The sequence below is a fragment of the Pseudomonas sp. B392_1p genome, assembly GCF_052245235.1.
GTDB lineage: Bacteria > Pseudomonadota > Gammaproteobacteria > Pseudomonadales > Pseudomonadaceae > Serpens > Serpens gallinarum.
The window spans coordinates 209,216-234,269 of sequence record NZ_JBQPXM010000005.1 but is presented as its reverse complement, the minus strand read 5'-3'; the positions used below and the strand labels follow the sequence as shown (position 1 = coordinate 234,269).

At 62.9% G+C, this 25,054-nt stretch carries 28 protein-coding genes and 1 pseudogene; 1 reads left to right on the top strand and 28 read right to left on the bottom strand.

What is annotated here, in order from left to right; all coding sequences use genetic code 11:
• Window positions 1-50 precede the first annotated feature (50 nt).
• The 18 genes and pseudogenes from ACTV8E_RS09705 to ACTV8E_RS09620 all read right to left on the bottom strand — a co-directional run bounded on the left by ACTV8E_RS09705 (window position 51) and on the right by ACTV8E_RS09620 (window position 14,102).
• Window positions 51-698 carry a hypothetical protein gene (locus ACTV8E_RS09705; protein ID WP_443199351.1) on the bottom strand — a complete coding sequence of 216 codons (648 nt, stop codon included), beginning with the start codon at window positions 696-698 and terminating at the stop codon, window positions 51-53.
• 103 nt (window positions 699-801) lie between these two features.
• A complete protein-coding gene (locus tag ACTV8E_RS09700) occupies window positions 802-1,143 on the bottom strand; it encodes a hypothetical protein (protein WP_443199350.1) in 342 nt (113 codons plus the stop codon).
• Window positions 1,144-1,219: 76 nt separating this feature from the next.
• Window positions 1,220-1,618 (bottom strand): hypothetical protein, encoded by a 399-nt coding sequence (locus ACTV8E_RS09695; RefSeq protein WP_443199349.1) that lies wholly within the window; start codon window positions 1,616-1,618, stop codon window positions 1,220-1,222.
• Between the two features lie 103 nt (window positions 1,619-1,721).
• Window positions 1,722-2,069: a hypothetical protein gene (locus ACTV8E_RS09690; RefSeq protein ID WP_443199348.1), complete on the bottom strand. Its 348-nt coding sequence runs from the start codon at window positions 2,067-2,069 to the stop codon at window positions 1,722-1,724.
• A gap of 89 nt (window positions 2,070-2,158) precedes the next feature.
• Complete coding sequence (locus ACTV8E_RS09685) at window positions 2,159-2,824, bottom strand: DUF3275 family protein (protein ID WP_443199347.1); 666 nt, start codon at window positions 2,822-2,824, stop codon at window positions 2,159-2,161.
• 73 nt (window positions 2,825-2,897) lie between these two features.
• Window positions 2,898-3,725: a DUF932 domain-containing protein gene (locus ACTV8E_RS09680; protein WP_443199346.1), complete on the bottom strand. Its 828-nt coding sequence runs from the start codon at window positions 3,723-3,725 to the stop codon at window positions 2,898-2,900.
• Window positions 3,726-3,921: 196 nt separating this feature from the next.
• Complete coding sequence (locus ACTV8E_RS09675; protein WP_443199345.1) at window positions 3,922-4,812, bottom strand: DUF3577 domain-containing protein; 891 nt, start codon at window positions 4,810-4,812, stop codon at window positions 3,922-3,924.
• Window positions 4,813-5,113: 301 nt separating this feature from the next.
• Window positions 5,114-5,956, bottom strand: a pseudogene (locus ACTV8E_RS09670) (phosphoadenosine phosphosulfate reductase domain-containing protein).
• A gap of 132 nt (window positions 5,957-6,088) precedes the next feature.
• Window positions 6,089-6,457, bottom strand: coding sequence for a DUF3085 domain-containing protein (locus tag ACTV8E_RS09665; protein WP_443199344.1), 369 nt, complete (start codon window positions 6,455-6,457; stop codon window positions 6,089-6,091).
• A 317-nt stretch (window positions 6,458-6,774) separates the two neighbouring features.
• The gene (locus tag ACTV8E_RS09660) at window positions 6,775-7,020 is read right to left on the bottom strand and encodes a hypothetical protein (RefSeq protein ID WP_443199343.1); all 246 of its coding nucleotides are present in this window, start codon (window positions 7,018-7,020) and stop codon (window positions 6,775-6,777) included.
• Window positions 7,021-7,211: 191 nt separating this feature from the next.
• Complete coding sequence (locus ACTV8E_RS09655) at window positions 7,212-7,568, bottom strand: DUF3085 domain-containing protein (RefSeq protein WP_443199342.1); 357 nt, start codon at window positions 7,566-7,568, stop codon at window positions 7,212-7,214.
• Between the two features lie 335 nt (window positions 7,569-7,903).
• The gene (locus tag ACTV8E_RS09650) at window positions 7,904-8,617 is read right to left on the bottom strand and encodes a DUF5983 family protein (protein WP_443199341.1); all 714 of its coding nucleotides are present in this window, start codon (window positions 8,615-8,617) and stop codon (window positions 7,904-7,906) included.
• 81 nt (window positions 8,618-8,698) lie between these two features.
• A complete protein-coding gene (locus ACTV8E_RS09645) occupies window positions 8,699-9,379 on the bottom strand; it encodes a hypothetical protein (protein ID WP_443199340.1) in 681 nt (226 codons plus the stop codon).
• A gap of 165 nt (window positions 9,380-9,544) precedes the next feature.
• Entirely contained in the window at window positions 9,545-10,012 is a 468-nt protein-coding gene (locus ACTV8E_RS09640; RefSeq protein WP_443199339.1) for a hypothetical protein, read from the bottom strand.
• A gap of 88 nt (window positions 10,013-10,100) precedes the next feature.
• A complete protein-coding gene (locus ACTV8E_RS09635) occupies window positions 10,101-10,493 on the bottom strand; it encodes a hypothetical protein (RefSeq protein WP_443199338.1) in 393 nt (130 codons plus the stop codon).
• 24 nt (window positions 10,494-10,517) lie between these two features.
• On the bottom strand, window positions 10,518-10,769 hold the full coding sequence (locus ACTV8E_RS09630; protein WP_443199337.1) for a hypothetical protein: 252 nt from the start codon (window positions 10,767-10,769) through the stop codon (window positions 10,518-10,520).
• Between the two features lie 295 nt (window positions 10,770-11,064).
• Complete coding sequence (locus tag ACTV8E_RS09625; protein WP_443199336.1) at window positions 11,065-12,549, bottom strand: hypothetical protein; 1,485 nt, start codon at window positions 12,547-12,549, stop codon at window positions 11,065-11,067.
• A gap of 701 nt (window positions 12,550-13,250) precedes the next feature.
• Window positions 13,251-14,102: an SDR family oxidoreductase gene (locus tag ACTV8E_RS09620; protein ID WP_443199335.1), complete on the bottom strand. Its 852-nt coding sequence runs from the start codon at window positions 14,100-14,102 to the stop codon at window positions 13,251-13,253.
• A 100-nt stretch (window positions 14,103-14,202) separates the two neighbouring features.
• Between ACTV8E_RS09620 and ACTV8E_RS09615 the strand changes: the two genes are divergently transcribed.
• Window positions 14,203-14,631, top strand: a complete 429-nt coding sequence (locus tag ACTV8E_RS09615; protein ID WP_443199334.1) for a winged helix-turn-helix transcriptional regulator — start codon at window positions 14,203-14,205, stop codon at window positions 14,629-14,631.
• Between the two features lie 529 nt (window positions 14,632-15,160).
• Here the strand turns inward: ACTV8E_RS09615 and ACTV8E_RS09610 are convergent.
• The 10 genes from ACTV8E_RS09610 to ACTV8E_RS09565 all read right to left on the bottom strand — a co-directional run bounded on the left by ACTV8E_RS09610 (window position 15,161) and on the right by ACTV8E_RS09565 (window position 25,037).
• Entirely contained in the window at window positions 15,161-17,173 is a 2,013-nt protein-coding gene (locus ACTV8E_RS09610; protein WP_443199333.1) for a DNA topoisomerase III, read from the bottom strand.
• A 404-nt stretch (window positions 17,174-17,577) separates the two neighbouring features.
• Window positions 17,578-17,973: a single-stranded DNA-binding protein gene (locus tag ACTV8E_RS09605; RefSeq protein ID WP_443199332.1), complete on the bottom strand. Its 396-nt coding sequence runs from the start codon at window positions 17,971-17,973 to the stop codon at window positions 17,578-17,580.
• Between the two features lie 44 nt (window positions 17,974-18,017).
• Window positions 18,018-18,959, bottom strand: a complete 942-nt coding sequence (locus tag ACTV8E_RS09600) for a DNA-methyltransferase (protein ID WP_443199331.1) — start codon at window positions 18,957-18,959, stop codon at window positions 18,018-18,020.
• Entirely contained in the window at window positions 18,956-19,483 is a 528-nt protein-coding gene (locus tag ACTV8E_RS09595) for a DUF3158 family protein (protein ID WP_443199330.1), read from the bottom strand. The genes ACTV8E_RS09600 and ACTV8E_RS09595 overlap by 4 nt, the downstream gene beginning before the upstream one ends.
• The gene (locus ACTV8E_RS09590) at window positions 19,480-20,265 is read right to left on the bottom strand and encodes a PFL_4669 family integrating conjugative element protein (RefSeq protein ID WP_443199329.1); all 786 of its coding nucleotides are present in this window, start codon (window positions 20,263-20,265) and stop codon (window positions 19,480-19,482) included. Before ACTV8E_RS09590 ends, ACTV8E_RS09595 begins: the two co-directional genes overlap by 4 nt.
• A 270-nt stretch (window positions 20,266-20,535) precedes the next feature.
• Window positions 20,536-21,711, bottom strand: coding sequence for an STY4528 family pathogenicity island replication protein (locus tag ACTV8E_RS09585; protein ID WP_443199328.1), 1,176 nt, complete (start codon window positions 21,709-21,711; stop codon window positions 20,536-20,538).
• Window positions 21,712-21,714: 3 nt separating this feature from the next.
• Window positions 21,715-22,275 (bottom strand): DUF2857 domain-containing protein, encoded by a 561-nt coding sequence (locus ACTV8E_RS09580; RefSeq protein ID WP_443199327.1) that lies wholly within the window; start codon window positions 22,273-22,275, stop codon window positions 21,715-21,717.
• A gap of 12 nt (window positions 22,276-22,287) precedes the next feature.
• Window positions 22,288-23,964 carry a ParB family protein gene (locus ACTV8E_RS09575; protein WP_443199326.1) on the bottom strand — a complete coding sequence of 559 codons (1,677 nt, stop codon included), beginning with the start codon at window positions 23,962-23,964 and terminating at the stop codon, window positions 22,288-22,290.
• Complete coding sequence (locus ACTV8E_RS09570; protein ID WP_443199325.1) at window positions 23,957-24,190, bottom strand: type II toxin-antitoxin system HicA family toxin; 234 nt, start codon at window positions 24,188-24,190, stop codon at window positions 23,957-23,959. The genes ACTV8E_RS09575 and ACTV8E_RS09570 overlap by 8 nt, the downstream gene beginning before the upstream one ends.
• Window positions 24,177-25,037 carry a ParA family protein gene (locus ACTV8E_RS09565; RefSeq protein WP_443199324.1) on the bottom strand — a complete coding sequence of 287 codons (861 nt, stop codon included), beginning with the start codon at window positions 25,035-25,037 and terminating at the stop codon, window positions 24,177-24,179. Before ACTV8E_RS09565 ends, ACTV8E_RS09570 begins: the two co-directional genes overlap by 14 nt.
• Between the last annotated feature and the right edge of the window lie 17 nt (window positions 25,038-25,054).

The window sequence follows — 25,054 nt, the reverse complement described above, 5'->3', positions numbered from 1 at the left end:
GCGGGGATGAAAGAAATCAGTGCGTGCCGAGCGCACGCATCTGCCGTGGGTCAGGCCACCGTTTCCTGTGTCCAGATCCGGGTCGGATATGGATAGGCCGGTAGGACATTGCTGCGGATGAGCTCGCCGAGCGCGTCGGTGAGCACCGGGACATCCAGTCCCAGGCGGAAGCCCTGCAGCGGACCGAGGGCCACCGGCAGGTTCTGGAGCATGTCGCGCTCGCGTAGTAGTGCCAGTACCGGCGTTTGCCAGTGGTCCAGCAACGGCAGTGGGCAAGTGTCCCTGACCAGTTGCCAAAGGCGCGGCGTGGGATCGGTCTCCGAGCGCGGTAACAGCGCCAAGGCGCTGGCCGTGCTCTTGTCGGGCCGGATGCAGCGACGGTCGAACAACCACAGATTGACCATCGAGCCGAAAAGCGTGCGTCGATAAGTGCGGGTCAACCGCTTTTCGAGACGGTCGACGGTGCCGATGAAGGCGGGCACGGAGCCCCCTTGCTCGGTGATGAGATGAAACTGGTCCAACCCATCTTCGTCGCGGCCCAACGTGAGCCGGGCCAGGAATTGCTGGATCGCGGTGTCTCGCGCCCAGACCGAGAGGAAGATCAGGTCGCCCTGGTCGCTGCAGACGCAGGCATCGGCCATCAGGTCGCTGCATTCGTCGATGCGGTACAAGGTGTGCTGGGAAGTTGGTGCAGGCATGGTGGTGTCCTCGATGAAAGGAGGGGCACCACTACCTGCAGGGGCAGCGAATGCCCCGTTAGGGATGAAAGAGTACGGACCAGATGACCGTCCGCGTGGGCGGTTACAGTTCCCGTTCGCTGAACGATCCGTCGGCTTGATGATCGACTACGCGGTTGCCGATGTTCCTTTCGAGGTCACGCTGGACCTCGATGAACATGCTCTCCGGCACAACGATCTGAAAATGGCGTAAGACCTCACGGTAGTAGCCCAGGTCATGGCTGAACGGATCGCTCTCCTGCAGATTGCTATACAAGAAGTCCTCGTCCTCGACCTTCATGGTGTCGTCGATCAGCTCGGGGGGCTTCTCGATGACCAGGAAGAAATAAGCCATCGGCCGGTCCCAGCCGAGTACGACGGTGACGGGAAATCCTTTGTGCAAGGTGTCGAAGTAGTGCCGGCTCATGGTGATGTCCTCGGAGGATCGGGAACAGCACCGCCCGAAGGGGCAGATGCCGCCCCTATGGGTGGATGGGAACCGCTCAGGCGGTCAGCACCGCGACGGTGGCCTTCGGCCTGCGCCGCTCGGCATGGTAGGCGCGAACACGTTCACGCCACTCGGGAGATGCCACCGGCACCATATCGAGATAGCTCAGTGGGCAGGTGTAGTAGAACGGATGTACGGACTCGCACAGGTCCTTGTATCCCCACTGGTGACCGCTGCGTTGCAGCAGGTCGCAGCGGATGTAGCGCAGGGACTCGCCAGGGGCGAGATCCTGGTGGATGCTTTCGACCTTCGCGGTGAGTTCGACGACGGACCAGAGCACATTGCCGCGCAGAGCATGCGCGATGACACGGGTGCTGACGCGCGGATTGTCTTCCGGTTGGATCAGGTGGTGGATCAGTTCGGAGCGGGACCAAGAAGAAAAGAGCCAGCCCATGATGGAGGCCTCCTGAAAATGGCCGGAGTCCTCCCCTTCGGGGTAGGAACCCCGGCGGGTGATGTTGTGCCGCGTGAACGGCTATGGATTCAAGTGCGAGCCATCAATACTCACCGCAACCGGCCGGACAACAATCCGGATCGAGCCCGTGACTGCAATAGCCGTTATCAGTATTCCAGTCCCGGGTTTCCTGTCTTTCGGCAGGTGTCGCGTAGTCCCATTCCTCTTTGGCGATTTCCAGGGCCTGTGCGCGCTGGTGTTCGGGCAGTTGATCAATTTGCGCATCAATTGCCGAACTGAAGAGGTTGACGTAGTGGTCGTGAGACGATCCGCAACCCGCGCTGGCCTGTGTGGCTGCTGCATTGCAGACAGCCTGCCACGCCGATTCATCGAACGTGGAGCAGGTATCCCCGGTGGGTTGTGAGGGTGTATTGCAAACGATCGTTGACATGCTGGAGTCCTCCAGAAAAACCGGAGTCTTCCCCGCATGGGGAGGAACCCCGGCGGGTGCATGAAACACCGCGGATGCGGCGATGAGGATTACGCTGCCTGCTGGTCAGCCCCGACGCTCCACAGCTGCGACTTGAAGTCGAGCGCGTAGCCGAGCTGGCTCAGGCGAGCGATTTGCGCGCGCAATGTGCGGCGGTCGATGGTCGAGTCCAGTTTCACCGACTCTTCCAGCGGCCACAGCAGGCCGAACAATGCGGCGTCGTCGCTGTCGGGGCCGTCGGAGGCGGCGACTGCGGCGGATGGCGTTTCCACCCCAAACGGCGTGGTATCGATCAGCGGGTCCTTCGATGCCTGCACCGGTGCAGGTTCTGGTGGCGGGGCTGTCGCCGGCATCGCCGGTTGTATGCCCAGTTCCTCATCGAGCGGGTCGACTTCCTGATTGGAGATAGCGCGGGCTTCAGCCCTGCTCAGTTTGTCGATGCCTGAGAGCGCCATGCTGTCCAGCGTGGCGCGGTTTTCCAAACGAAAGCCGCCCCCGGAGGGATAGGCTTTCACGTCGATATAGCTGATGACGAATTCCCCGTCGTATTTTCCTTCGGGGTACTGCTCCAACATCGCGTCCTTGACGGCGAACTTGCCGATCGGCGTGACGAGGTGCCCGACGTTGAACGGCCCGTTGCGGCCGTGGATTTTGCGGACTGCGAGCTTGCCGGGGACAGTGATGGTGAATAACCAGGGATCAGCGGTTGGCTCCATGATGAATCTCCTCGTGATGACGTGGATGAAAGAAAGCGGGCCACGCCCACCAGGGGCGAGGTCTGCGTGGCACTCATGCCTTCAGTTGGCGCATGCCCTCGGCGAGCATCCAGAGCGCACGGTTGAGCCGCACGTTCTGATCGATCCCCTGGACGGCGCGGGTGCGCTGGCGATGGCCGTTGGCCGAGCGACCGGACAGGCCACCTTTCACCAGGTTCTCCTGCACACGGTTGAAGACGGACCAGAGGTCCCTGCGCCTGTCGTCGTAGCGGCGTGGCATCAGTACCTGTTCCTCGGTGATCGGCAGCGGCTTGTCGGGGCTGTCGTACTTGAGGGTCAGGGCGGAGCGGGCCAGCAGCGTAGCTTCACCGTCATCAAGCGTGATGGTGCGCATTGCATCGCGGGACTCCTGGACGTGCTCGAAGCCCTTCAGGACTTCATAGGCACCTTCGATCACTTGCCCGGCGACATTGCCTTTGTGATGCACGCGGATATCCGCGAACGTGTCGCCGCAAACCAGACCGTTATGGCAGACGAATCTGAACATTCCGGACAGCATCTGGTAGGCACTGGTGCCGTCGTGCGAGTTGAGAAGGATCACCTCGTTCGCCTCGTCACCGTTGATCTGGCTTGCGTGGCGGAGGCGGATCATGTGCTTTGTGAACTCGCGGCGGTCTTCATGACGCACACGGGTCTGGCACACCATGAAAGGCTGGAAACCTTCTCCGCGTAGTTCGGCGAGCACCGCTGCGGTAGGGATGTAGCTGTAGCGTTGCGACCGGCTTTCGTGCGCGGCTTCGGCGAAGATGGAGGGGGCCACCGCACGAATCTGGTCGTCGGACAGCGGACGGTCAGCGCGCAGTATTGGCGAGCGGGGAGCGAAACGAGAGGCGAGTTGCATGGCCATTCTCCTTGAGAATTGCGGCAATCGCGCACGGGCCTGCAAGGCCAGCAGCGGTGATTGCATGGGATGAAAGAAACCCCGAGAGACAGGGCTGATTGGGCGATGACGAGGAACCGGCCACGCATGCCGCCGACACCGAAGTGACGGGGCATGGAGGCCTGGGGTGGATGCAAGGCCTGGGGTGGCCTGCGGGTCAGAACGATGCAGCCAGCGCTGGCTCCTCGACAGGGGCCTGCTCGGGTGCGGAGGGTTGCGGGCTATCGTTGTCGTCTTCGGCGGGAGTTGTCTCTTCCGGTGCCGGAGCACCTTCGGGGGCAGTCGCCTCGGATTTCAGCGGATAGACCTGTTGGCCATCGACCTTGATCAGGCCGATCTGGATCAGGTTCGACTTCAGGCTGCCGCCCACTTCGCCGGCGTGTTCGCCCCTGGTGCGGATGTAGGCCTCTGCCTTCATGTCGTTGAGCGTGAAGGCCAACAACACCTTCTTCTCCGCTTCAACGGCCTGGATGCAGCGTTGCACCAGATGCCGGGCGCCATCGTCCGTGACGGTGGTGTCGAAGTAGCGGTATTCCCGCTGACCGGGCGGAAGGTCGACCGGGCCGGTCAGCGCCGCGATGGCGCATGACAGGAACGGGTCTCCGCCGTTGGGAACCACTTTCGGGTTTTTGAGATAGCCGATGCCGCGGGTGAGCAACTGGTGATACTCGATTTCCTCCAGGGCACTGCGGTCCAGCAATTCGGCCTTGAGTAGCCGGGCCTTCATGCTTGCAGCGGGGTCACCCGAAGGCTTGCGGAACGGATCGATCCACACGTCGCCGAGGCGAAAGCGAACCAGAGGCCGCTTCTTGTGATCATCGATACCGATGTACGGCTCGACGAGTTTCTTGGCGTCGGCACCGGACACGCGTACATCGAAGTAGCGCCGAGTCGGGTCCTTTGCAGGACCGACGAGTGCTGCCACAGTGCATGCCAAGAACGACATGTTCTGCTTGCCCTTCACTTGCACTTCGCGGACGCGTTGGATGTAGGCGATACCCGAGGTGTGGATGTCGAAGTACTTCCGATTGGAATCAGTACTGGTCATGGCGATTCTCCATTGACTTGAGAACAAGAAAGCGGAGGCACACCGACCCACTGCGGGAGGTGAGTAACCCCGCGGTGGGTTGACGAACAGCTGGATCTGCATCCTTCACCGGCAGGCCGGTGATCGTTCGCGCAAGGGATGCGGTGCGAACTGGCGGTCGCGCAGCAGATGCTGCGCGGCAATCTTGAAGACCTTGATTGCCTGGCATGTCGCTGACGACGTCAGCGGAACATGGGGTCAGCCTGGCGCTGCATATGTGTTGGGGCCAGGGGGAATCGGCAATAGCGCTGGACCGCATTGGTCAGTCGCCGCAGTAGCAGGAGATGGATTCGTCGCAGGGATCGAACAGGTCTCCCTGGCTGGCGGCGAAATGCGCCAGCTCGGCATAGCAGGGGCCATCGGCGCGAAAACGGGCACCGCTGGGCTTGCTCGCCAGATTCAGCGATTCCATGCGAATCCACCAGGTGGCCGCTTCCGGTCGCGCCTTGATCAGCGCAAGCCGCTGGCCGCGTGGTTTGAGAAAACACAAGTCACAGTTGCCCTCCAGCGTTCTGCCGTTGACGGTCAGCAGCTCCAGGTTGAAGGGTTGGCGCTCCCAGAAGGCACCTACGTCATGCACGCTGATACCGGCCTCGGCCAGGGGCATGCACATCGTCTCGCTGGCCGACTCCGTGGAATGGCCTCTCGCCCGAATCTTGGCGACGCGGCGCTGTTCATCCGCACGAATACCGATGAACTGGTCCCAGGAAGTCCAACCCAGGCTGCGCACGAACTTGTGCATCGGCCGGATTTTCAGGCTGGTCGTGCAACCTCGCGCCACTGGATTCGGCAGATATTGGCGTTTGCGGATCAGCGCCTAGAACGGTTCGCCCTCGCGGCTGGCTGTGGCGAAATCGACGACCGCGAACCCAGGCGGGGTGGTGCGATATTCCAGCCAGTGGATGGGCACATGCCAGTGCTCGGCGCAGTCGCGCACGAAGCGCAGCGTTGCCTCGACTTCCTTTCCTGTGTTCGCAAAGCAGACGATGGTCTCCGCCGGCAGTCCGGCATTCGCCTGTAGTACCCGCCACAGCATGTACGCGCTGGTGCGGCCACCGCTGAAACTGATGCAGGTGGGGGAATCGATCTTGAACGGATCGCGCATGCGGACGTCTCCAGGGGCAGGCCGGCGTCAGCCGGCGACGGAGGCCGGTGCGGCCTGGAGACGGTGGGTGCGCGATCGAGAGGAAAGCGCGAATAGAGGAAGCCCCCGCGAGCGGGGGCGGTGGAGTGGCGGTCAGTGGCCGTCTGGCGTGGGGGGAACCGGCTTGAAGCTCAGGTGCGTCGCGGTAGCCGACAGCTCCAGGTCGTCCTCGCTGTTCAGAATGCGTGTGAACACGCGTTCGTTCGGATCGAAGAACTCGCCGAAATCGTCGCCACCAAGCTCAGCGCGGGATAGCTCCCACCAGTTGTCGAACGGGTCGACGTCAGGGTTGCAGCCGACGGCGTAGGCGAGCCGCTTGAGGCGTCCGTCCTCGGGGCGGCGCTCGCCACCTTCGGCGAGGAAATACACACCCTGGTCTTTGGCCAGGATCACGCGGCTGCGATTGGCGACGGCTTCGGCAAGTACGGGGCGCAGGTCTGCGCCTTTGAATCGTAGAGGCATGGAGGTATCTCCTACGGTGGTGAGCGCAGTGCGGGGCCGTGGAGCAGACAGGGCTGCCGGCGAGGCAAAGCCGGTTGGATGTGCCCGCTGAGCCCCGGTGCGTCCTGGGAAGGGAATGACCGGCGCAGTGTCTGCACTGCAGCCTCGAAGGTCTCGACTGCCTGGGATGTTGCCGGCGACGCCAGCGAACACGTGGGCAACGATGCGGCGCCTGCAGTCGGTTCGCGTGTGGCAAATCGACTTCGCTGCTCACCGCCTTTCTTCGGGCGAGAAAAAGCCCCTCGACGAGGGGCTGGTGGGAGGGGCCAAGCTACGGCTCAGGACTGTTCAGAGTGCTCAGGGTCGAGGTTGTAGTGGACGCCACGGAGCCCGTAGGTGCGTTCCATGTCTTCGATGCTATCCATGTGCGGTCTCACGTACTCCACGCAGCAGTCGCCCAGGCCCCAGCCGGTGTCTTGGTTGTGGAACTGCCGACCTTCGTACCGGCCTCCGCAGCAGCAACATTTGAGGTTGCGAATGGGATTCATGAGGTCTGGGTGGGGTGTGCCAATGGCTGTTGCCATGATCGCTCTCCAAAAATGTGAACGGAGCCCTCCAGCTGGAGTTTGGCCCCAGCGGGTGGATGAAGGTGCCTGGATCAAGTGCCTCTCCAGGCGCAGGTCGGCGACGGAGGTCGGCCGGGCCTGGATACGGGAAGGGTTCAGTCGCAGGATGGCGCGAAAACGAAGAGGCTCCCGCGAGTGGGGGCTGCCCGCTATGCCAAAGAAATCGCCTGTAGCGTGAGAAGCGGGCCGGCAAGGACCATCTGCAGGTCGTCCGTGCTGCTCAGGCTTCTGTCGAAGACTTCGTGCTGTGGCTTGAAGAACCAGCGGAAGTCGTTTTCGCCCAGTTCGGTACAAGAGCGCACCCGCCAGTCGTCGAACGGGTCGACGTCGGGGTTACAGCCGTCAGCATAGGCGACCAACTTCTGGCGTCCGTCCTCCGGGCGGTGTTCGCCATGTTCAGCGATGAAGTACACGCCTTGGTCTTTGACCAGGATCAGGCTGCACCGATTGGCGATCGATTCGGCAAGCACGGGGCGCAGGTCTGCGCCTTTGAATCGTAGAGGCATGGAGGTATCTCCTACGGTGATGAGAGGACAGCGGGGCGGTGGAGCGAACAGGGCGTGGCTGCCGGCAAGGAAGGCCGGTTGGGCATGCTCGCTGGCCACCGATGTGTCCTGGGAAGGGAATGACCAGCGCAGTGCCTGCGCCGCAGTCTCGAAGGTCTCGACTGCCTGGGATGTTGCTGGTGGCACCAGCGAACACGTGGGCGACGATGCGTCGACTGCCATCAGATCGCGCCCGGCAAATCGACTTCGGTGGTCACCACCTTTCTCGGGGCGAGAAAAAGCCCCTCGACGAGGGGCTGGTGGGAAAGGCCAGGGGACGCTTCAGTCGTCCAGAGCTACGTCTCGTACAGCGGTAATCCGTCGAGCGCAGGGGCGTCGGCGTCCAGCACCAGGAAGCGAACATCGGCATCGGCGGCCTGATGCAGGACGTTTACCAGCGATGGCGGAACGCCTCCGTCTTCGTGCTCCTGGCGTAGCTGTTCGGCAGTGATGCCTTCGATGTGCAGCAGGTTGGCGGTCGTCCAGGGTGTGGCGATCAGCTTCATCCCGATCGCTGGGCAGCCGGGAATGCGGAAGGCGACGAACAGCAGGTCGGATGGTCTTTCGACCTTGGACATTTCCAACAGGTAGTCAATCGCTTTCTCGTCGACGTGCGCGGCGCTGATTTCCCAACTGCGACTGTAATGGCCGGTCTCGAACGAAAGTCGCTGTACGACTTCACGTGCGGCTTCTTTGGAGCAGGCATCGCCGATGTGCATGGGTTGGCCGGCGTCGTCGCCGTGGATCGCGTAGGTCACGGTTTGAATAACGCCGGTGGTACGGCATTGGGCTTCCAGGTCATGGGGGATGAGCTGACTCTCGGTGATCAGTGCGAACTCGTCGCTGAAAATGCACGGGCAGCGCGTGATCTGGTCGTCGGGCAGATGCGCCTGGCTGGGATGCAGCGGACGCCAGACCGGTGGCTGATGGTCTTCGCCGGTGATGAGCAGTTCGCGGCAGATGTGGAGATTCTGATAGCCGCGGCGGAAGGGGTTCGGATGATGGGACATGGTGTTTCTCCTGCAGGGGATGTGGACGGAGCCAATCCCCGACTGGAGGTTGGCCCCAGCGGGTGGATGACAGTGCCTCGATCAGGTAGCGAGTGATTTGGCGTTGAGCAGATGCTCGGCAACGCCGTCACGTACTTTTGCTTGGAACTGCTGGTCGGTGAAGGCCGAGATCAGTCGCGAGATGTCGCCCGTGATTCTGGCGCAGGCGGATTCGAGGTCACCGGCGAGGTAGGCCGCGCGTAGCTCTGCGCCCAGCTCCAACGTGTGAGAAGAAGCACCGAATAGGGACACCTCTCGGCTCAGGAAGCAGGCGTCTCCGCCGAACTCGAACAGTCGCGGCTTGCCGCAGTGCCAGCAGCCCTCGAATAGAATGGCCGATAGGTGATGGCCATCGTCGAACCGCGACGCGATCAGGAACAGTGCATCCAGGTCGGCGGCGTCCTCGAACGAGTGATGTTCGATGAGCTGCGCGAGCTCTTCGTCCTGATCGGTGCCGAAGTGTGCGGCCAGCGTCCACAGCAGGGATTCGATGGTCGGTTCGTCGTCCTGTACGGCCAGATCGAGCGCGCCGGCGAGGTCACCGAGACCATCCAGCACGTCGGACCACTGCGCGTCGTTGGATTCGGATATTCGAGCGATATATGCGCGACCGTCACCCGGGTAGGTTTCGTCCAGCGCGAAGGCACCGAACAGTGCGGTGATGACCGGTGTAACGCGGTCGAGCATGAGGACGCCGGTAGCGTCGTAGTAGTTGTTGGCCATGGTGGCTCCTTTCGATGGATGAGCGGAGCCAGGCCCGTGCGGACGATGGCATCCGCATGGAAAAACCCGATACCGACGGCATCGGGCGGTGGGTGGTTGGGTAGATTTCCTCGCTATAGGTTGTCGGCGTCCGTGGAATAGCGCGGTCGCATCCTCACCGACGGGCTACTCACCGAAATCGGTGGGGGCGCCCAGTGCTTTCAGCACGTTGATCAGGCCGCTATTCGCGAGCACATACAGCTGGTTGTAGTCGTCGCCGGTCGGTGCCTGTTCCTGCTGCATGAGCTGCTGATCAAGCTCGATGACGCTCTGGCGAACGGATCGCGCGATGGACAGTGGTGACTGTCCAGCGGGATCTTCCTGAGCTTCGCCAAGCGCGGTCAGCACGGCCCGCGGCGATAGCGCGGGCTTGTCGAAGGCTTCAAATGGCGTCGGCACTTCGACGTGGCACAGTGCTTCGAGGATTTCGTCGCCGATACAGAACTCGGTGAGCTCGTTCTTTCCGGCGCCGTCCTTGTCGTAGTCGACCACGACGATCCGCGGCCGCGGAAGATCGCTGGGCCAGTGTTCGGTGATGACGGTTTGGATCACGCCGCCTTCGACGACGACAGCGATGTAAGGGGCTTGGGGCATGTTGTCGCTCCTGTGATGAAGGAGGGACAAGGCCACGAGGGACGGATGTCCCTCGTGGGGTAAGAAAAAGAATGGCGGGTGAGGAAACTCACCAACCGTTGTAGTGGAGCAGCAGGTCGGCGATGACCTTGCGACGTTGCAGATCGAGGCCGCTGAGATCAGCGAATCCCTCGAACTGGCAACGCCTGAGCATCGCACCGCCTTCGCGGGCGTTGTAGAAGCTCACCATGCTGGACAGGAACATCCGCTGGCCGCCGCTAAGAACACCCAGGGCGTCGTTGAGTTGCAGCAGGTCAGGACGCAGGTGCCACTTGTTGGAGGCGCGTTGAAGACCTTCGCGCGTACCGTCGCCGAACCATTCTGCTCCGGCGATTTCGACCCCTCGTTTCCAGGCCTTGAAGAACGCTTCGGGAGCCTGGGCGAAGTGCAGATCCTCCAGTGCGAGCTGGTCCAGTAGTTCGGGTGGAAGAGACTGGCTCATGATTCATCTCCTTACGACAAGCAGTTAGGGGGTTAGCCGCTGCTGCCACTGCCCGGTTTCCAAGGCATGTCTGGCTTCGTGATGTGAGGGGAAGTACTCGACGGGCTCGCGCGATACCGGCTCGCCTTGGTCGACGGTGCCGATGTAGTAGCCGGCAGCACTGCGGAGAACCTGCAGGGGCCATCGCTCACCAAGGTGAGCCAAGGCCAGGTAGCCGATGGATTCGGCGCGAGCCTGATCGGCGCTGATTGGGATGGGTGAAGACGCATCGGACATGAAAGCCTCCCGAGTGAAGTGGAAGCACCGGTGCCGAGTTGGCGCTCATCCGTAGGAGCGGTGCGAGACGGACTGGTCGGATCAACGCGGGAGATTCCGCGGCGCAGCCAGAGGACCCTTGCTGCTGGCATGGTGCTGACCGAAGTCAGCGACACATGGCGAACAGCATCGAGGCGGGAAGGGATGGCGTCAGTGGTAAATGGGAAGCCGAAGGCGTCCCGATTGCGTAGTGCGGTGGTGGGTTGTGGTGGAAAAAAGAACGCTCCCGAAGGAGCGTTCGTGGGATGAGCTCAGCTCAGGTTGAGCTGACTTCCGTCAGCTTCCCGTCGACGTCGAAGACCAGCTGCACCACCGCACCGGCCAGCTTCGGCTGGGTGCCGTAGCGTAGCGTGTGCGGCAGCAGCGCCTTGACGACCTCGCCTGGAACCTGCGAGCAGCCCACGGCGATGAACGTGGCGAGCGTCTGCGCGTCTTCATCTTCGCGGTTCTCGTCATAGCGGTCGTCGAAGATGTAGTCCGAAACGAGCGCTGTGACGATGCCAGCGTGTCGCGTCAGGTAGAGCGTGTCGTTCTGGCGCAACGCGTTCACCGAATACCTACCGCGTTCGCCCTGCATGCCGACGTCCAGCGTGTCGACCAAGACCAGCTCAATGCAATCGGCCAGCGACGCCGGGGTCTCGCGGTGGAGAATCGCGCCGTGCCAGACCTGTATCTGGTTCGGCTCGATAGTCTTGAGCATCTGCCTCAGCCAGTGGTTCACGTCAAGGCGATGTTCCTCCAGCAGAAAGGCCTCTCGTGCCTCCAGATAGGCTTGCGCTGCGAACTCGTCTTCGTCCTCGATGTACCAGACGCCGGTTTCCTCCAGGGCAACGCGGGCTGATATGCCGTCGAGCGGGTAGCGCTCCCCGTAGTGGCTGTATCCGGGAGGATTGGCTTCCCAGTTGCGAAACCACGCACGCAACGCGAACGGCACGTCGTTGAGCAGATCCGTGTTCGACGAGGACAGGCAGGTCTCCGCGTACAGCTCCACGAATTCGCTACCAGCCAGCCGCCCTTTGGCTTCGATCAATGCCTGTCGGTAGGCATCGTTGATCGCTGCCTGAATGCGCCGGTGATCCTGCTCTTCGTTGAGCAGATGTTGCCTATCCGGGAGGCGGGCGATCATGTCGTTGCGCAACAGCACGATCTGGTGCTTGGAATGAATCGGTACACGGCCGATGGGTAGACCCTGGAGAAAGCAGCGCCATTGCGTCGGGTACGCATCCAGATTGATCAACATGCGTCCCACCGGCGTGTCGTGCCATGGCAGGCTCGGATTGGCCAGCGGACGATGGATGTCGATACCGTTGAGCGACACCCGCACGGGAAACGCTTCGCACAGCCGATTGAGCTGGTCCTTGGTCCAATGCAGCAGGGTGAAGGCGGGTATCGGCGACTGCACGCCATCCAGCCGGATTTCGGTGCCGATACGCGGTGCTATGGGATACACCGCAATCGCATCGCCGCGGATGATGGTCGCCGTTGCGGCGTCGAATGCCTGGCCGCGGGAATACACGGACAGATAGGTGGAGAAGTAGAGGGTGGACAGCACGCCGAGGCCGAATGCGTTTTCGCGTTCTTTCAGCGCGGGGTCCCAACCGGACTCGGCGATGTGGATCAGCGTCTGCAGGTCGGCAATACCGATGCCGTCGTCGCTGACGATCAGAGTATCGCCGTCGGCGACGATCTGGATGTGGCTGGCCTGGGCGCGTCGCGCGTTCTGCAGCAGCTCACCCAGCATCGAGTGCTGGGTGAACGCGTGCCGCAGGTTCGCGATCAGCTGGTTCTGATTGGTTCTGATTGGTTCTGAGACGAATCGTGGTTATGGGATGATTCCTGTATGAGGTATACCCACGGAGGGCGTATGGATAAAGGCGACAGGCGACAGGCGATGGCGGACCCGGCGGAACCCGGTGCCGATGGCGGAGGAACAGAGGGGCATCCACGCCGAGGGAAGGCGTGCGTCCGCGCAGGTGATGCGGAGCGGACTGGACCGGTCGCTGTGGTTAGCGCAACCTTGAAGACCGTGGTTGCCGGGGAGCGCTGAAGATTCAGCGGCACCTGGGAGAAGCGTTGTCGGGGTGGGGCGGCGTGGTCATCCGACTATCGGAATGCGCTGCCAGCCTCGTTCATGCCAACGCTTGGAGCAGTCGCTGTCCCAGCCAGGCGATGCAGGGCACTGCCATGGAGTTGCTGATCGCTCGGTAGCGTGGCCCGTCGGCAGTCGCTTTGCCTCGGTACGGCACCTGCGTGTATCGAGGGCGGCCACTCATTCACTGTGTTGAGTGTTCCGGGATGTTGCCCTAGATGACGCTGATATGTGGCTTCTTGTCGGCGACCGCAGGGGCGGCATCGAGTATCATCACCATGGCGGTGAGGTAGCCAATCGGTTGCAGGGATGGGAGGCTGTGGCTCGCCATCCCTAATGCCGCGATATGTCTGTCAGAGCGCCTTCAGCGCACGCTCGACACTGACGGCCAGCGGCGTAGTAGGCCGGCCGATGAGTTCGGACAGGGTACGCTCGGTACCATAGAGTGCTCCCTGGGAGGCGCTGATGTCATAGGACGCCAGGGCTGCGGCAAGCCCCTTCGGCAAGCCGGCATCTTCGAGCGCAGTAGCATAGTCGGCTTCCGGGAGGTTGCGATAGGGGATGTCCTTTCCGGTCTGCTTGGAGATCTCCGCGGCTAGTTCCGCGAGCGTCCAGGCCGCATCGCCGGCCAGTTCGTAGATGGCATTGTCATGGCAGTCGCTGCTCAGCACCGCCACCGCCGCCTCGGCAAGATCCTCGCGCGGGGCCGACGAAATCCGGCCTTCACCCGCGCTGCCAAACAGCGCGCCATTGGCCAGTGCCGCACCGACGAAGCCGGTGTAGTTCTCGGTGTACCAGCCGTTGCGCAGCAACGTGTAGGCCAGCCCGGATGCCTTGAGATCGGCCTCGGTCGCACGGTGTTCGTCGGCAAGAGGCAGAGCGGAAACGTCGGCGTGCAGCACGCTGGTATAGACAATGCGCCTGACGCCAGCCTTCTTCGCCGCCGCGATGACGTTGGCGTGCTGCGTGGCGCGCTGACCGATTTCGCTGGAGGAGATCAGCAGCAATGTATCCACACCGGCCAGCGCGGTGTCTAGCGTTTCAGGTTTGGAATAGTCGATCGTCTTGGCCGTGACGCCCAGCATGTCGCTCTGCTCCGGCTTGCGCACAAGAGCAAGAATGTCGCTTGCAGGAATCTTTAGCTTGAGTTTTTCGATGACGAGACGGCCCAGTTGGCCGGCGGCTCCAGTAACAGCAATGCCCATGGGTGTTACTCCTTGGTGAGTGAGAGGGTTGAAGAAATTGTCATGAGCAACTATAAAAACTAAACAAACTTTTAGTAAGTACGAACAAAAAGGTAAGTGTATGACCACACGTTCATCGCTGAGGTCGCCGGCCATGTCGTCAGCGACGCCATTGTCCGAACAGCTCAGGCGTGGCGATGTGCTGACGCCGCTGTGCCCTTCGCGTGAAATTCTGAACCATTTGACCAGCCGTTGGGGCGTGTTGGTGCTGATTGCGCTGCTATCCGGTACACAGCGATTCAGTCAATTGCGCCGCAGGATCGGCGGCGTAAGCGAGCGGATGCTGGCGCAGACGCTTCAGTTTCTGGAACGCGACGGCATTGTGGAAAGGCACGCCTATGAGATCGTGCCGCCACATGTGGAATATGCTTTGACGCCTTTGGGTAAGGACGCGGCCACGAAGGTGCGAGACCTGGCCGATTGGGTGGAAGATCACTACGTTGAGGTTCTGAGCCGCCAGAAGGTATTCGCCTCGGAAAAGTGTCGGTAGCGGCTAACCTCGATCATCTCCTGTTCAGGGGCTCGGCACCGAATCGCGTCGAGCCGTCGTTTCGGGCAGGCAGGAGAAAGGCGCCGAAGGCGCGGGCCTTCGGCTGGCGAAGAGGAAACCACCGGTGGGCTGGTTCAGGGCGTGGCCGTCGGTAGAGCCATCCACTGTCGCAGCGATTGCACTCGACCCTTGTCGTGGCTGGGGTCGAAATCCTTCGGCGTGCATCCGCACACAAAAGGAGCCCTTTGTTCCGCCGGTGGGCACCGGCGTTGAGTACCGTTCGACCCGAGGGGTCTCCTGGCGGCTCGCGTGCTGGTCAGGGCAAGGCGCCAGGGGACCTCTCGGGGGAGCGGAAGAAGTGGAGCAGGAGATCCGCAATCGCGGACTGCCGATCAGGAGGCCTTCGCGCCGGCCGGAGGATTGCCGGCAGCGCGCACACGTTGCAGAAGGATGAGCGTGCTGGGTTCCCCGCCGGGGCGAGGCATGCGTATCGACCAGGGTCAATACGAGGGGGGAGGAGCGGCCGGCGTTACTGCGGCCGTTGTCGCGGCTTGCGTGCCGAGCGGCGTTTGGTGCCGGATTGAGGACCGTCGACGGGGGCGGTGCCCTTGCATTCGGGGTAGCGGGTGCAGGACCAGAATGGACCCGTCTTGCCAGAGCGTTGCCGGGTGGCGCTGCCGCACAGGGGACAAGGTGGCCCTTCGGGCAACTTGATCGACAACGCCGTGCCGCGGTACTGCTGCACGAGCTGGGTGATCCAGATGGATTGTTTCTCGATGAACGTATCCAGGGTCAGCGTGCCGGCCTCAATCATATCCAGCGCCTGCTCCCAGACCGCCGTCGTGCCGGGGTCGGCAATCGCTGATGGAACAGCGTCGATAAGCGTGAATGCTGCGTCAGAAGCGCGAACTGCGCGGCCTTTCTTGAGCAGGTAGCCGCGGGCCAGCAGCCCGCCGATGATGTTGGCGCGTGTAGCTTCTGTGCCGATGCCCGTTGTCTCCTTGAGCTTCTGCTTCAAGCGTGGATCAGTGACCAGCTTGGCGACGCCTTTCATGGCCTTCACGAGTTCGCCCTGCGTGTAGGGCTTGGGCGGCAGCGTCTTCAACGCCTTCAGATCGACTTGGCCGACCTGGCAGGCCAGGCCCTCGCGCAAGGCGGGCAAGACCTGGCCGCGCTGCGATTCGCCGTCCGTGTCTTCCTCTTTCGGCTCGGCCAGCACCTGGCGCCAGCCGGTGACGATGATCTGCTTGCCGATGGCTTGCAGGTTCTGGCCGCCGCACGCCAGCAGTGCGGTGGTACGGTCGAATTCGTGGTGCGGAAGAAATTGCGCGAGGTAGTGGGCGCGGATCATCCGGTAGACCGCCAGCTCCCGTTCGCTCATCGCGGACAGGTTGGCGGGCTCCAGCGTAGGGATGATGCCGTGGTGCGCGCTGACCTTCGCGTCGTTCCAGGCGCGTGAGCGCTGGCTCCGGTCGAGCTGGCCCATCAAGGGGAGCAGGTTGGGATCGGTGGCGAGCACCGCATCGAGCACGGCCGGCACTTCGGCCAGCATGCTCTCCGGCAGATAGCCCGAGTCCGAACGAGGATAGGTCGTGGCTTTGTGCGTCTCGTACAACGACTGCGCGATGTCGAGGGTTTCCTGCACGTCGAGGCCCAACTGGCGCGAGCACACCTCCTGCAGTGTACCGAGGTCGAACGGCAGCGGCGGCCCTTCGCGCATGCGCCCGGTCTCGACCGAAACCACCTGCGCCATTCCGGCAGCACGGATGCGGTCGGTGGCCTGCTGCGCCGCCGGCCGCTGCACGCAGCGGCCGGCGTCGTCGGTGCAGCCATCCGGAGGCGTCCAGGTTGCAGTGAAGGACTGGCCCGCGTGGGCAAGCATCACGTCGATCGCCCAGAACGGAACGGAGACGAATTTCGCGATCTCGCGGTCGCGGTCCACGACAAGTTTCAGCGTCGGCGTCTGCACGCGGCCCACGGACAGTACGCCGGTGTAGCCGGCGTGGCGCCCGAGCAGCGTGAACAACCGACTGAGATTCATGCCGATCAACCAATCCGCACGGGAGCGCGCCAATGCCGAGTAGTACAGCGGCAGCGTCTCGTTTGACGGCTTCAGCGCGCCGAGCGCCTTGCGGATGCTCGCGTCGTTGAGCGCTGACAGCCACAGTCGCTGAATGGGGCCGCGATAGCCGCAAAGATCGATGATCTCGCGGGCGATCATTTCGCCCTCGCGGTCGGCGTCTGTGGCGATCACCAACTCGCTGGCCTGGCCGACGAGCTGCTTGACGATCTTGAACTGTGCGGCGGTCTTGGGCTTGACCTCGACGCGCCAGTGTTCGGGAAGAATGGGCAACTGGTCGATGGACCAGTGTTTGTAATGCTCGCCGTAGGCTTCTGGTGGGGCGGCTTCGATCAGGTGGCCGATGCACCAGGTGACCACAGCGCCGGAGCCCTTGTAGCAGCCATCCCCGCGCTGTCCGGCACCCAGGACGCGGGCAATGTCTTTGCCCTGCGACGGCTTCTCGCACAAGATCACGCGCATGAAGTCTCCTGGTGCTGACGATCATTGGATGGTCGTCAGCATTCCCGGCGGCGGGATTCGCGGCAGCAAACAACGTGGAGGCGGTATGCCCCAGGTTGTACCGCGGCAGGTGTTGGCGGAGGGTGCCCAGATGGAAGAACGATGTGCTCAGAGGCGGAGGGCGAACACCAGCGGCTTCTCCATGCACCGGGCACTGGAACTCCATGGAGCTATCCCCTGGGGATAGTTCCACTGACGTCTGCTGCTGGAGATAAACACGTGGAACATTGATGTGGCGGAGAGAGGTCGCCGATGCGTCAGCGGCTCGATCGCCGGAAGCGTCGTACAGGCCAGCGCACTGGAACTCAGTGGAACTCGGTGGCGCTATCCCCTGGGGATAGCTCCACCGAAGTCTGCTGTTGGGATTAGCCCGTAGCCTGCGCCGGTTCACCAGCCTGTTTCGGGCTCAGCTTCACGACTTCGAGCCGGTACGGCAGGATGCCGACACGTCGCGCCTCGATCTTGAACGTCACGCGCTCGTTCTCGTCGTCGTCCTCCCACTCATCGCGCACCGTGCGTCCTTCCACCAGAATTCGCATACCTTTCTGGTACAGCGTCTTCCAGTGTTCGGCGTCGCGATGCCACAGTTCTACCGGTGCCCAGAAGCCGCCGCGGTCTTCAAAGCCGTCTTTGGTTGGCACTGGATTGTCGAAATACACATTGAGACGCAGCAACCTGCGTGGCTCGTCGTTCCCGTTGGGAAACTCGCGGTAGTCTGGCGCTGAGCCGATATTGCCTTCACCGCTAAAATGCGTGCTCATATGGAAACCTCCGTGGTGCTAGGAAAGGCCTGCGCCGACGACTATCAGAGCAGGTGTTTCTGGTCGACGAACGACCGATTCAGTTCGCAGCCGATGAAATGCCGTCCCAAGAGAGTTGCTACAGCGGCCGTGGTGCCGCTACCCATGAATGGATCGAGCACGACATCGCCCACACGCGAACCAGCCAAGATGCAGGGGGTCACCAGCCGATCGGGGAACACGGCGAAGTGGTTGCCCTTGAAGGGACGGCTGGCAATGGTCCAGACGTCGCGCCGGTTGCGAAGCGGGCGGGTGCCGATCTTGTGCAGACTGCCGCGCAGGTTGGCATTGATGCCTGACCCACGCTCGCCAGGTGGCTGACGCACTTGGCGCAGGTTGCCGGAGCCACGGGGATCAGTAGATGGCTCGCGAATCGCTTCGTGGTCGAAGTAGTAGCGCGGGTGCTTGGAGAGCAGGAATACGTGTTCATGCGCACGAGTGCAGCGATCGGTCACGCTCTCCGGCATTGGATTTGGCTTGTGCCAGACGATTTCCTGCCGGAGATACCAACCATCGTCGCGCAGGGCAAACGCTAGTGCCCAGGGGATACCCAGCAAGTCCTTGGGCTTGACTCCCGGCGCAATCTGCATGGCACCGAGGGCACCTTGCGCGGTGGCGTGCTTGGGACCGCCGCGAGTGCTCGGCACCTGGTAGGAGCGGCGCGCGGCATAGGTGTCACCGATGACGATCCACAGCGTGCCGTCATCGGACAGCAGGTCACGGACGACGCGAAACGCCTGTACGAGACTGGCGATGTACTCCTGCGGCGTATCCTGCTGGCCGATCTCCAGCGGCTTGTCGGGATGATTGGCAGGTAGGTAGCTGCGCAGGCGGAAGTACGGGGGACTGGTCACGCACATCTGGACTCTCACGCCTGCCGCGTGCATGAGCTGTAGCAGGCATCGGCAATCGCCGACGTGGGTGTGGTCGAGCCAGTGGGCGGTCATGGCATGGCCGCCCTAGTCGTCTGGCGCAGGTAGATCGCCTCGGCTTCGGCTACCTTGCTGGCGCAGGCCTCGGCCTGTCGGCCCAGGGTGTGCAGCAGGCTGATCTGCATGTTGAGGACGATGCGCTGGACCTCCATCGCGTAGATGTCGTCGATCAGGGCATCGGGTGTGGAACTGCTGGTGATCAGCTCTTGCCACAGCGCCACGCCCATGGCCGAGCGATCGGACCTGCGCCAGCGCAGAAATACAGTGCCTGCGCCAGTGGTCTGTTGGGCCAGCTGAACGGGCAACAGTCGGAAGGGGTAGGCGATCGCCTGCGCCAGCACGCGCCGCTGCGCCAGCTCGATCAGATCGTCGCGCAACTTATTGCACTGGCTGGCCCACTCGGTAAGCGCCCCCTTACCCTTAAAAGGTTTAAAAGGAAAAAGGCCTTTTAGAGAGGCTGTGTGTTCCAGGCGCTGGAAGTCAGCCTGTTCCAGTGGATGGAAGCGGCGGGCTGCCGCAGATGCCGAGGTGGTGGTCATGCCGACGCATCCCCGCCGGCGTCTGCCGCCGTCACCGCGCCATCGGCGCTTTCAATCGGAAAGTCGTCGTCAGCTGCGGCGAGTGCTGCAGAGGTTGCCAGCGCCGAACGCCGGACGATGGGTGGCGCATAGCGAGAGCGGCGGACGCCTTCGAGCACGTCCTGCGGCAGTTCGCCGAATTTCTCGATCGCCGCCCGGGCTGCGGCATTTTTCGCGGCGAAGTCGTCTCGGGTGCAGCCGGAGAATCGGTATTGCTGGGCCAGGCTGAACAGGCTGCGCAGCGCGTGCGCGCCCTCGTTGAGCCAGCGTTCGAGGGTGCTGCGGTCGATCAGCGCGGTGTGGTGCGCCAAGATCAATTTGCGCGCCAGGTCGTCGTAGTCGGCCAGCAGGTACACCGCGAGAAAGCCCAGCTGCGCGTTCACGAACAACGGCAACTTCACGGGCTGTACGTTCATGTTCTCGCCGAGGCTCAGGGCAGGCGGCACATCGGCCAGAGCCTGGTCGACCTGTTCACGCAATACCTGCAGCGTGTCTTTGGTCTGTGCGAGCTTTTCTTCGATGCGCAGCATCCACCAGTCGCTGTACGGATCGTCTTGCTCGGCGCCACGTTTGACTTTGTTGGCGATGGCGATGAAACCGTTGAGCCCGACGATGCCGGGCTTTCCCTCGCTGGCGGCGCGGCCGTGCCAGATGCGCGAGGCGTGGTGCGTGTGCAGCGTCAACGCCATCGAGCTGCGCAGCGCGCCGAGATTGAGCAACAGTGGTTTTTCTTCGTTGGCCATGAGGACGACTCGCGCTGTGGAAAACGAGTCGCCAGCTTGGGGAGCGGGCGGAAGGCGGTCAGTCAACAAACCGAACCCGATGGCAGCCGCGTTTGCTGGCCGGAAGGCTGTCTGTTGCAACTATCCCCAGGGGATAGCGCTATGGAGTTCCAGTCGGTTGGCGCGGGCTGTGGCGGGTGAGGGGCTGCTGCAGTGGTGCGCGGGAAGGCATGCTGTTGCAACTATCCCCTGGGGATAGCGCTCTGGAAATCCACTGCGGTATGCCTCGCGTCAGTTTTGGTTGAGCAGGGCGTGCAGGCTTGCCAGGTGTGCCTTGACGACTTCGGGGTCCGCGGGGTGATACGCCGTGGCGGGTGGTGGGGCGGTGGCGTTGTTCTGCTCCGGTGCGGCCCATGCCTTGAATTCGCCACGGATGGCTTTCTGAATCACGCCGAACAGATAGCCGGCGGGTTTACGCACCGCGCTGTCGCGGCAACGCACATCCCACTCGTCGAGCACCGCCTGTCGCTGATCAGCCTCGACCTGCTGGAGGGCGACCAGCGCGCCGGCCTGCTGCTCGTTCTTCAGCGAAAGAAATCGCTCGGGCAACCGGAGATTCTGGAATTCTCGCGCGCGCGGTACTGTACGTACTGATTTATTTATACGATTACTATGTACTTCAGTACGGTCCCACTTCGGATTCCGAAGAAGGGCGGTTTTACTGGCTTGCGGGCCTGCTTCGGAATCCGAAGATGGCACCTCACGATTCCGAAGAAGGGCGTCGGCACCTTCTTCGGAATCGTGAATGGGCTGCGCCTGTGGATAACTTTCGCCGGCGGGCATGCCGCCCTGAGCCATGCGCTGCGCCAGCACCTGGATGCGCGTCGGCAATGATCGGCCGCACAGCATCGGGTCTTCGCCGAGTTCCTGGATGGCGTGGTAACTGACTCGCTGGATGGCCTTGCTGGCGTGAGTGAGCGCGTGGCTCACCAGCCCCAGGTACTCCGGGTCAAGCTGCATCGCTTCAAAGGGCGTGAGCGGTTCGTCGTGCAGGACGTAGAGGTTGCCCCGGATGCGTCCGGTCTTCGGGTCGCGCCGGCGGCGCACGAGGCTGAGCCAGCGTGTCAGGCGCAACAGTGTCAGCGCCCGAGCCACGGTTTCATGGGAGGCCTGCTCCGCGCAGGGCGTCGACGCGAGATACGGGCGCAACTGGTCGTAGGTCGGAAATGCGGTCACGCCGTCGTCGTTGAGCATGAGCCGGAACACTTGCCAAGCATTGCGCTCCAGCGGCGTGAGGCGCCGGTCGAGAAACAGCGCGCGGGGCACACTTTCATGGCGATTGCCGCTGAACAGGAAACCATCGCCGGCTGGAGCGGCACCGCTACCGGGTGCGAAATGCTGCAGGGCGCTGTCGAGCAGCGCTGAAAGCGGGGTGGGGCCTGCCGAAGGGGAGCTTGGCGGCACCATGGATCACACCAGACCCTGGGCGATCCAACTGCGTATCGCGGCCCAGATCACCGACATGGGCAATGACAGTGCTTCGGCGAGATCCATGGTCAATACCAGCATCGCGCTGTCATCGTCGAGCGCCACATCGCGCTCGGCGACGCCGGCCTTCCAGTGTCGCCACAGCGTCAGCTCCTGTTCTTCGTTCAGCACCGGATGCCGGCCCTTGCGCTTCGGCAGGCCGATGATGTCGCGGCGAAGCGCGACTTCTTGATGGGTGAGCCCATAGAACCGGCTGACCATCTCCGTGCTGGCCCCCAGCCTCAGCATGCGATCGACGGTGGCGATCTCGTGCTCGATGTCGTTCAACTGCCCGACCAGACGCCACAGGACATCCGTATTCACCTTCACCGAGCACCACGGCACCTGGGCGTTGGCCAGCAGACTGACCAGGGCGGGTTGCTTCAGTACATCCAGCTCGCGTTCGCTGAAGCCCATGGACAGGCAGCGGCGCAGCTGGCCGTTACGCAGGTCATGCAGCGCTTGGGCAACGACAGCTTGATTCAGCGGATGAGGTGTCGACATGGTTGCCTCCGTTCAATCGTCGGTCACGTCTGGATTGGCTTCCAGGTCGAGCCGCCGCCGCGCCAGTCTCACCAGACGGAACAGCTTCACCAGCCCCGTGTCGCTCAGGCGCGGCGGCGCTTCCGCGTCGCCGAGGTCGGCCCCGAGCAGCAGCGCGCCGAGGTTGCCGCTCAGGCGCTGATCGCTCTGCTCCACGTCGTAGTGGACGCTCAGCGCGTGCAGCAGCGTGAGCACCATGCGAGCGAATGGACGGGATGCCGCGGTGTATTGGGGCGCTTTGCAACTGAAGCCAATGCCGGCATCGAGTGGTTCGATGCAGTCGGTCAGCTCGGCTTCCTCCGCGATTTCGTGCGCGAACTGCGCGATGTGGATGCGCAGGCGATCCGGCGAATCCAGCCCCGGCTCGATGTACCAAATATCCGTGATGGGAAACAGGCCGCCGGCTTGCACGGGAATCGCCTGCAGAACCGTGTCCGCGAACACCGGCAAGGGGTCGCCGGTCTGCTCGGCCACCAGTTGCTGGATGGCCTGCAGGCGCTCCGTCGTGGCGGCGGGAGAGACAATGTGGTCCTGCACGCGAGCCGTGGCCTCGCCTTCGGGCGGAGGGCTTGGTGTCGGCGCCTGCCCGGCTGATGGTGAAGAGGGCGTGTCGGTAGCGGCAGCAGGGGGCTGCGCCGCGGCACCGTTGCCCTGCGACGCTGCTGGTGCTGGCTTTGGTTGAGGCTTCGGCGCAGTTCCGACGTTGGCTTTGCCGGCATCGGGCGTTGCGTCACTCAGCGTCAAGGGCGCACTGGTCACAACACGCTGGCGATGCTCGGTGCTGTCGATTTCCAGCTCCAGGACGTTGTAGTCGGCACCGAGGAGGTCTGCCATCTGACCGACAAGCTCGTCCCTGGCCCGCGCCACGGAAAAGGCTTCCGGCTGGCTGTCGAAGGGCGCGAGGACATCGTTGAACAACGTGTCGTAGTCGGTGGTCAGCGACTTCCCGGCGGCGCATCGTTGCCAAGACAACTCCGCCGCTTTGCGCAGCACCGCCAGCCGTTCGACCTGGTGCCGCCCCAACCCGTTGTACAGCACGTTCGGAATTACCGGCAGCAGGTAGCGCACGGTGTCTTGCATCCGGCTGATGTGTGATTGCTGGACCGGATAGCCGTCACCGCTGAGACGGCGAGCGAGTTCAGACTGCGACAGCGGTTTGCCGCTTTCCTGTTCATACAGCTCGCGGGCTTTCTCGACGCCGAGCGCGCGCTCGATAAAGGTCAGTCCTCCATGCAGTTCATTCTCTGCGAGATGCCCCGTCAGCGCGATGATCTCGCCACGTTCGGGCCACGGCCGGAACAGGCACGGGATGCGGAAGAAGTGTTCATTTTTCGTTTCGGACCACAGCTCGCGCAGAATCGACAGGCGTGTGTTGCCGCCATTGCGAATGATGTAGTGATCCGCGCCTGGGCGTCGGGTAATCGACGGAGGCGCATCGAGGCCGCGCTCCCTAATTGATGCTTTGATCTCGTCGTACAGCGGATTGCGCGTGATCCGTGGATCAAGTTCGTAGGGACGCAGATCGTCCAGCGTGACCACCATCGGCGTCTCTGCAATGGGATCGCTGAGGGCCTCCGCGATGGGACCGCTGCGTGAGAAGCCGTCGGCCAGCATCTTGCTGGCCATTTCTTGGGGCGTGAGGTCAGCCATTCGGACCTCCAGGCAGATTGCGCGCCGCGCGCCGTAGGCGTGCCCACGCGTTTCGACTGGACCGGTGGTCGCTGGCCGTCGAGCTGGTGAATATCGGCGGCAACCCCTCCTTGGTGAACTTCAGGTGGCCGCCGCCCGTCCGCCTGACCTCCCAACCTTCGCTCAGCGCGAATTCGATCAGCGGCAATAGCCGCTTGTGGCCGCGGCAGAGTTCATGTGCGCTCATGGCGTTGTCTCCCACCGGCTCGGCCGGTCACATGGGCAAACTGTTCCCGCCACTGCGGGCAGAGTTCGCTGGCGAGGGCGCGCATGGTTTCCAGGGCCGCCGGTGCCTGGCGCCCGGACGGACGGCGGTATTCGATGCGGTGTACCGGTTGCCCGACCGTCGCGGCGCGTGGAATGGCCTCGATGGCGGGAATCTCGGTGCGAAGCACCTGAATCTCGTTGTGCTCGCGGAAAATGAGGCGCAGCGTCTGCTGCACCAGTCGAGCATTCGAGGAAATGGCTGGCACGCGATTGATCAGCAGATACACCGGGGGAGGCTGGATGCCCAGGTAGCGGTACGGTGCAATCGCGTCGACCAGCTGCAGTGTCCCGCGCTGCAGTTCGCGTGCTGCCAGAATTTCCGGGGTGATGGGGGAGACGGCGATATCCGCTGCCAGCATGGCCATCTCCAGCAGGACGCTGCGGGCGCCCTGCGTGTCGATCAGCACCAGGTCGTAGTGCGGCCGGAACAACGGCAGCAGGTTGCGCAGGCGCAGGCGTCCATCGGCGGCATGCAGCAGCAGCGTTCCCAACTGCTGGTGCTCGTCGTTCGACAGCACCACATCCAGGCCCGAGACGGCGGTATGCGAAATCAGCTCCGTCAGGGTTTGCTCGTTGAATGCCAGCAGCTCGTAGATTCCGGCGCTGGCGCGATGACTGAGCGGGTAGTAGGACGACAGCGTGGGCTGCACATCCAGGTCGATCAGCAACACCCGCCGGCCCGCATCGGCAATAAATGCTCCCAGGTTGGCCGCGACGGTCGTTTTGCCGACTCCGCCCTTCGTCGAAATGATCGCGATCACGTTCATGGCGCGCTCCTCTATGT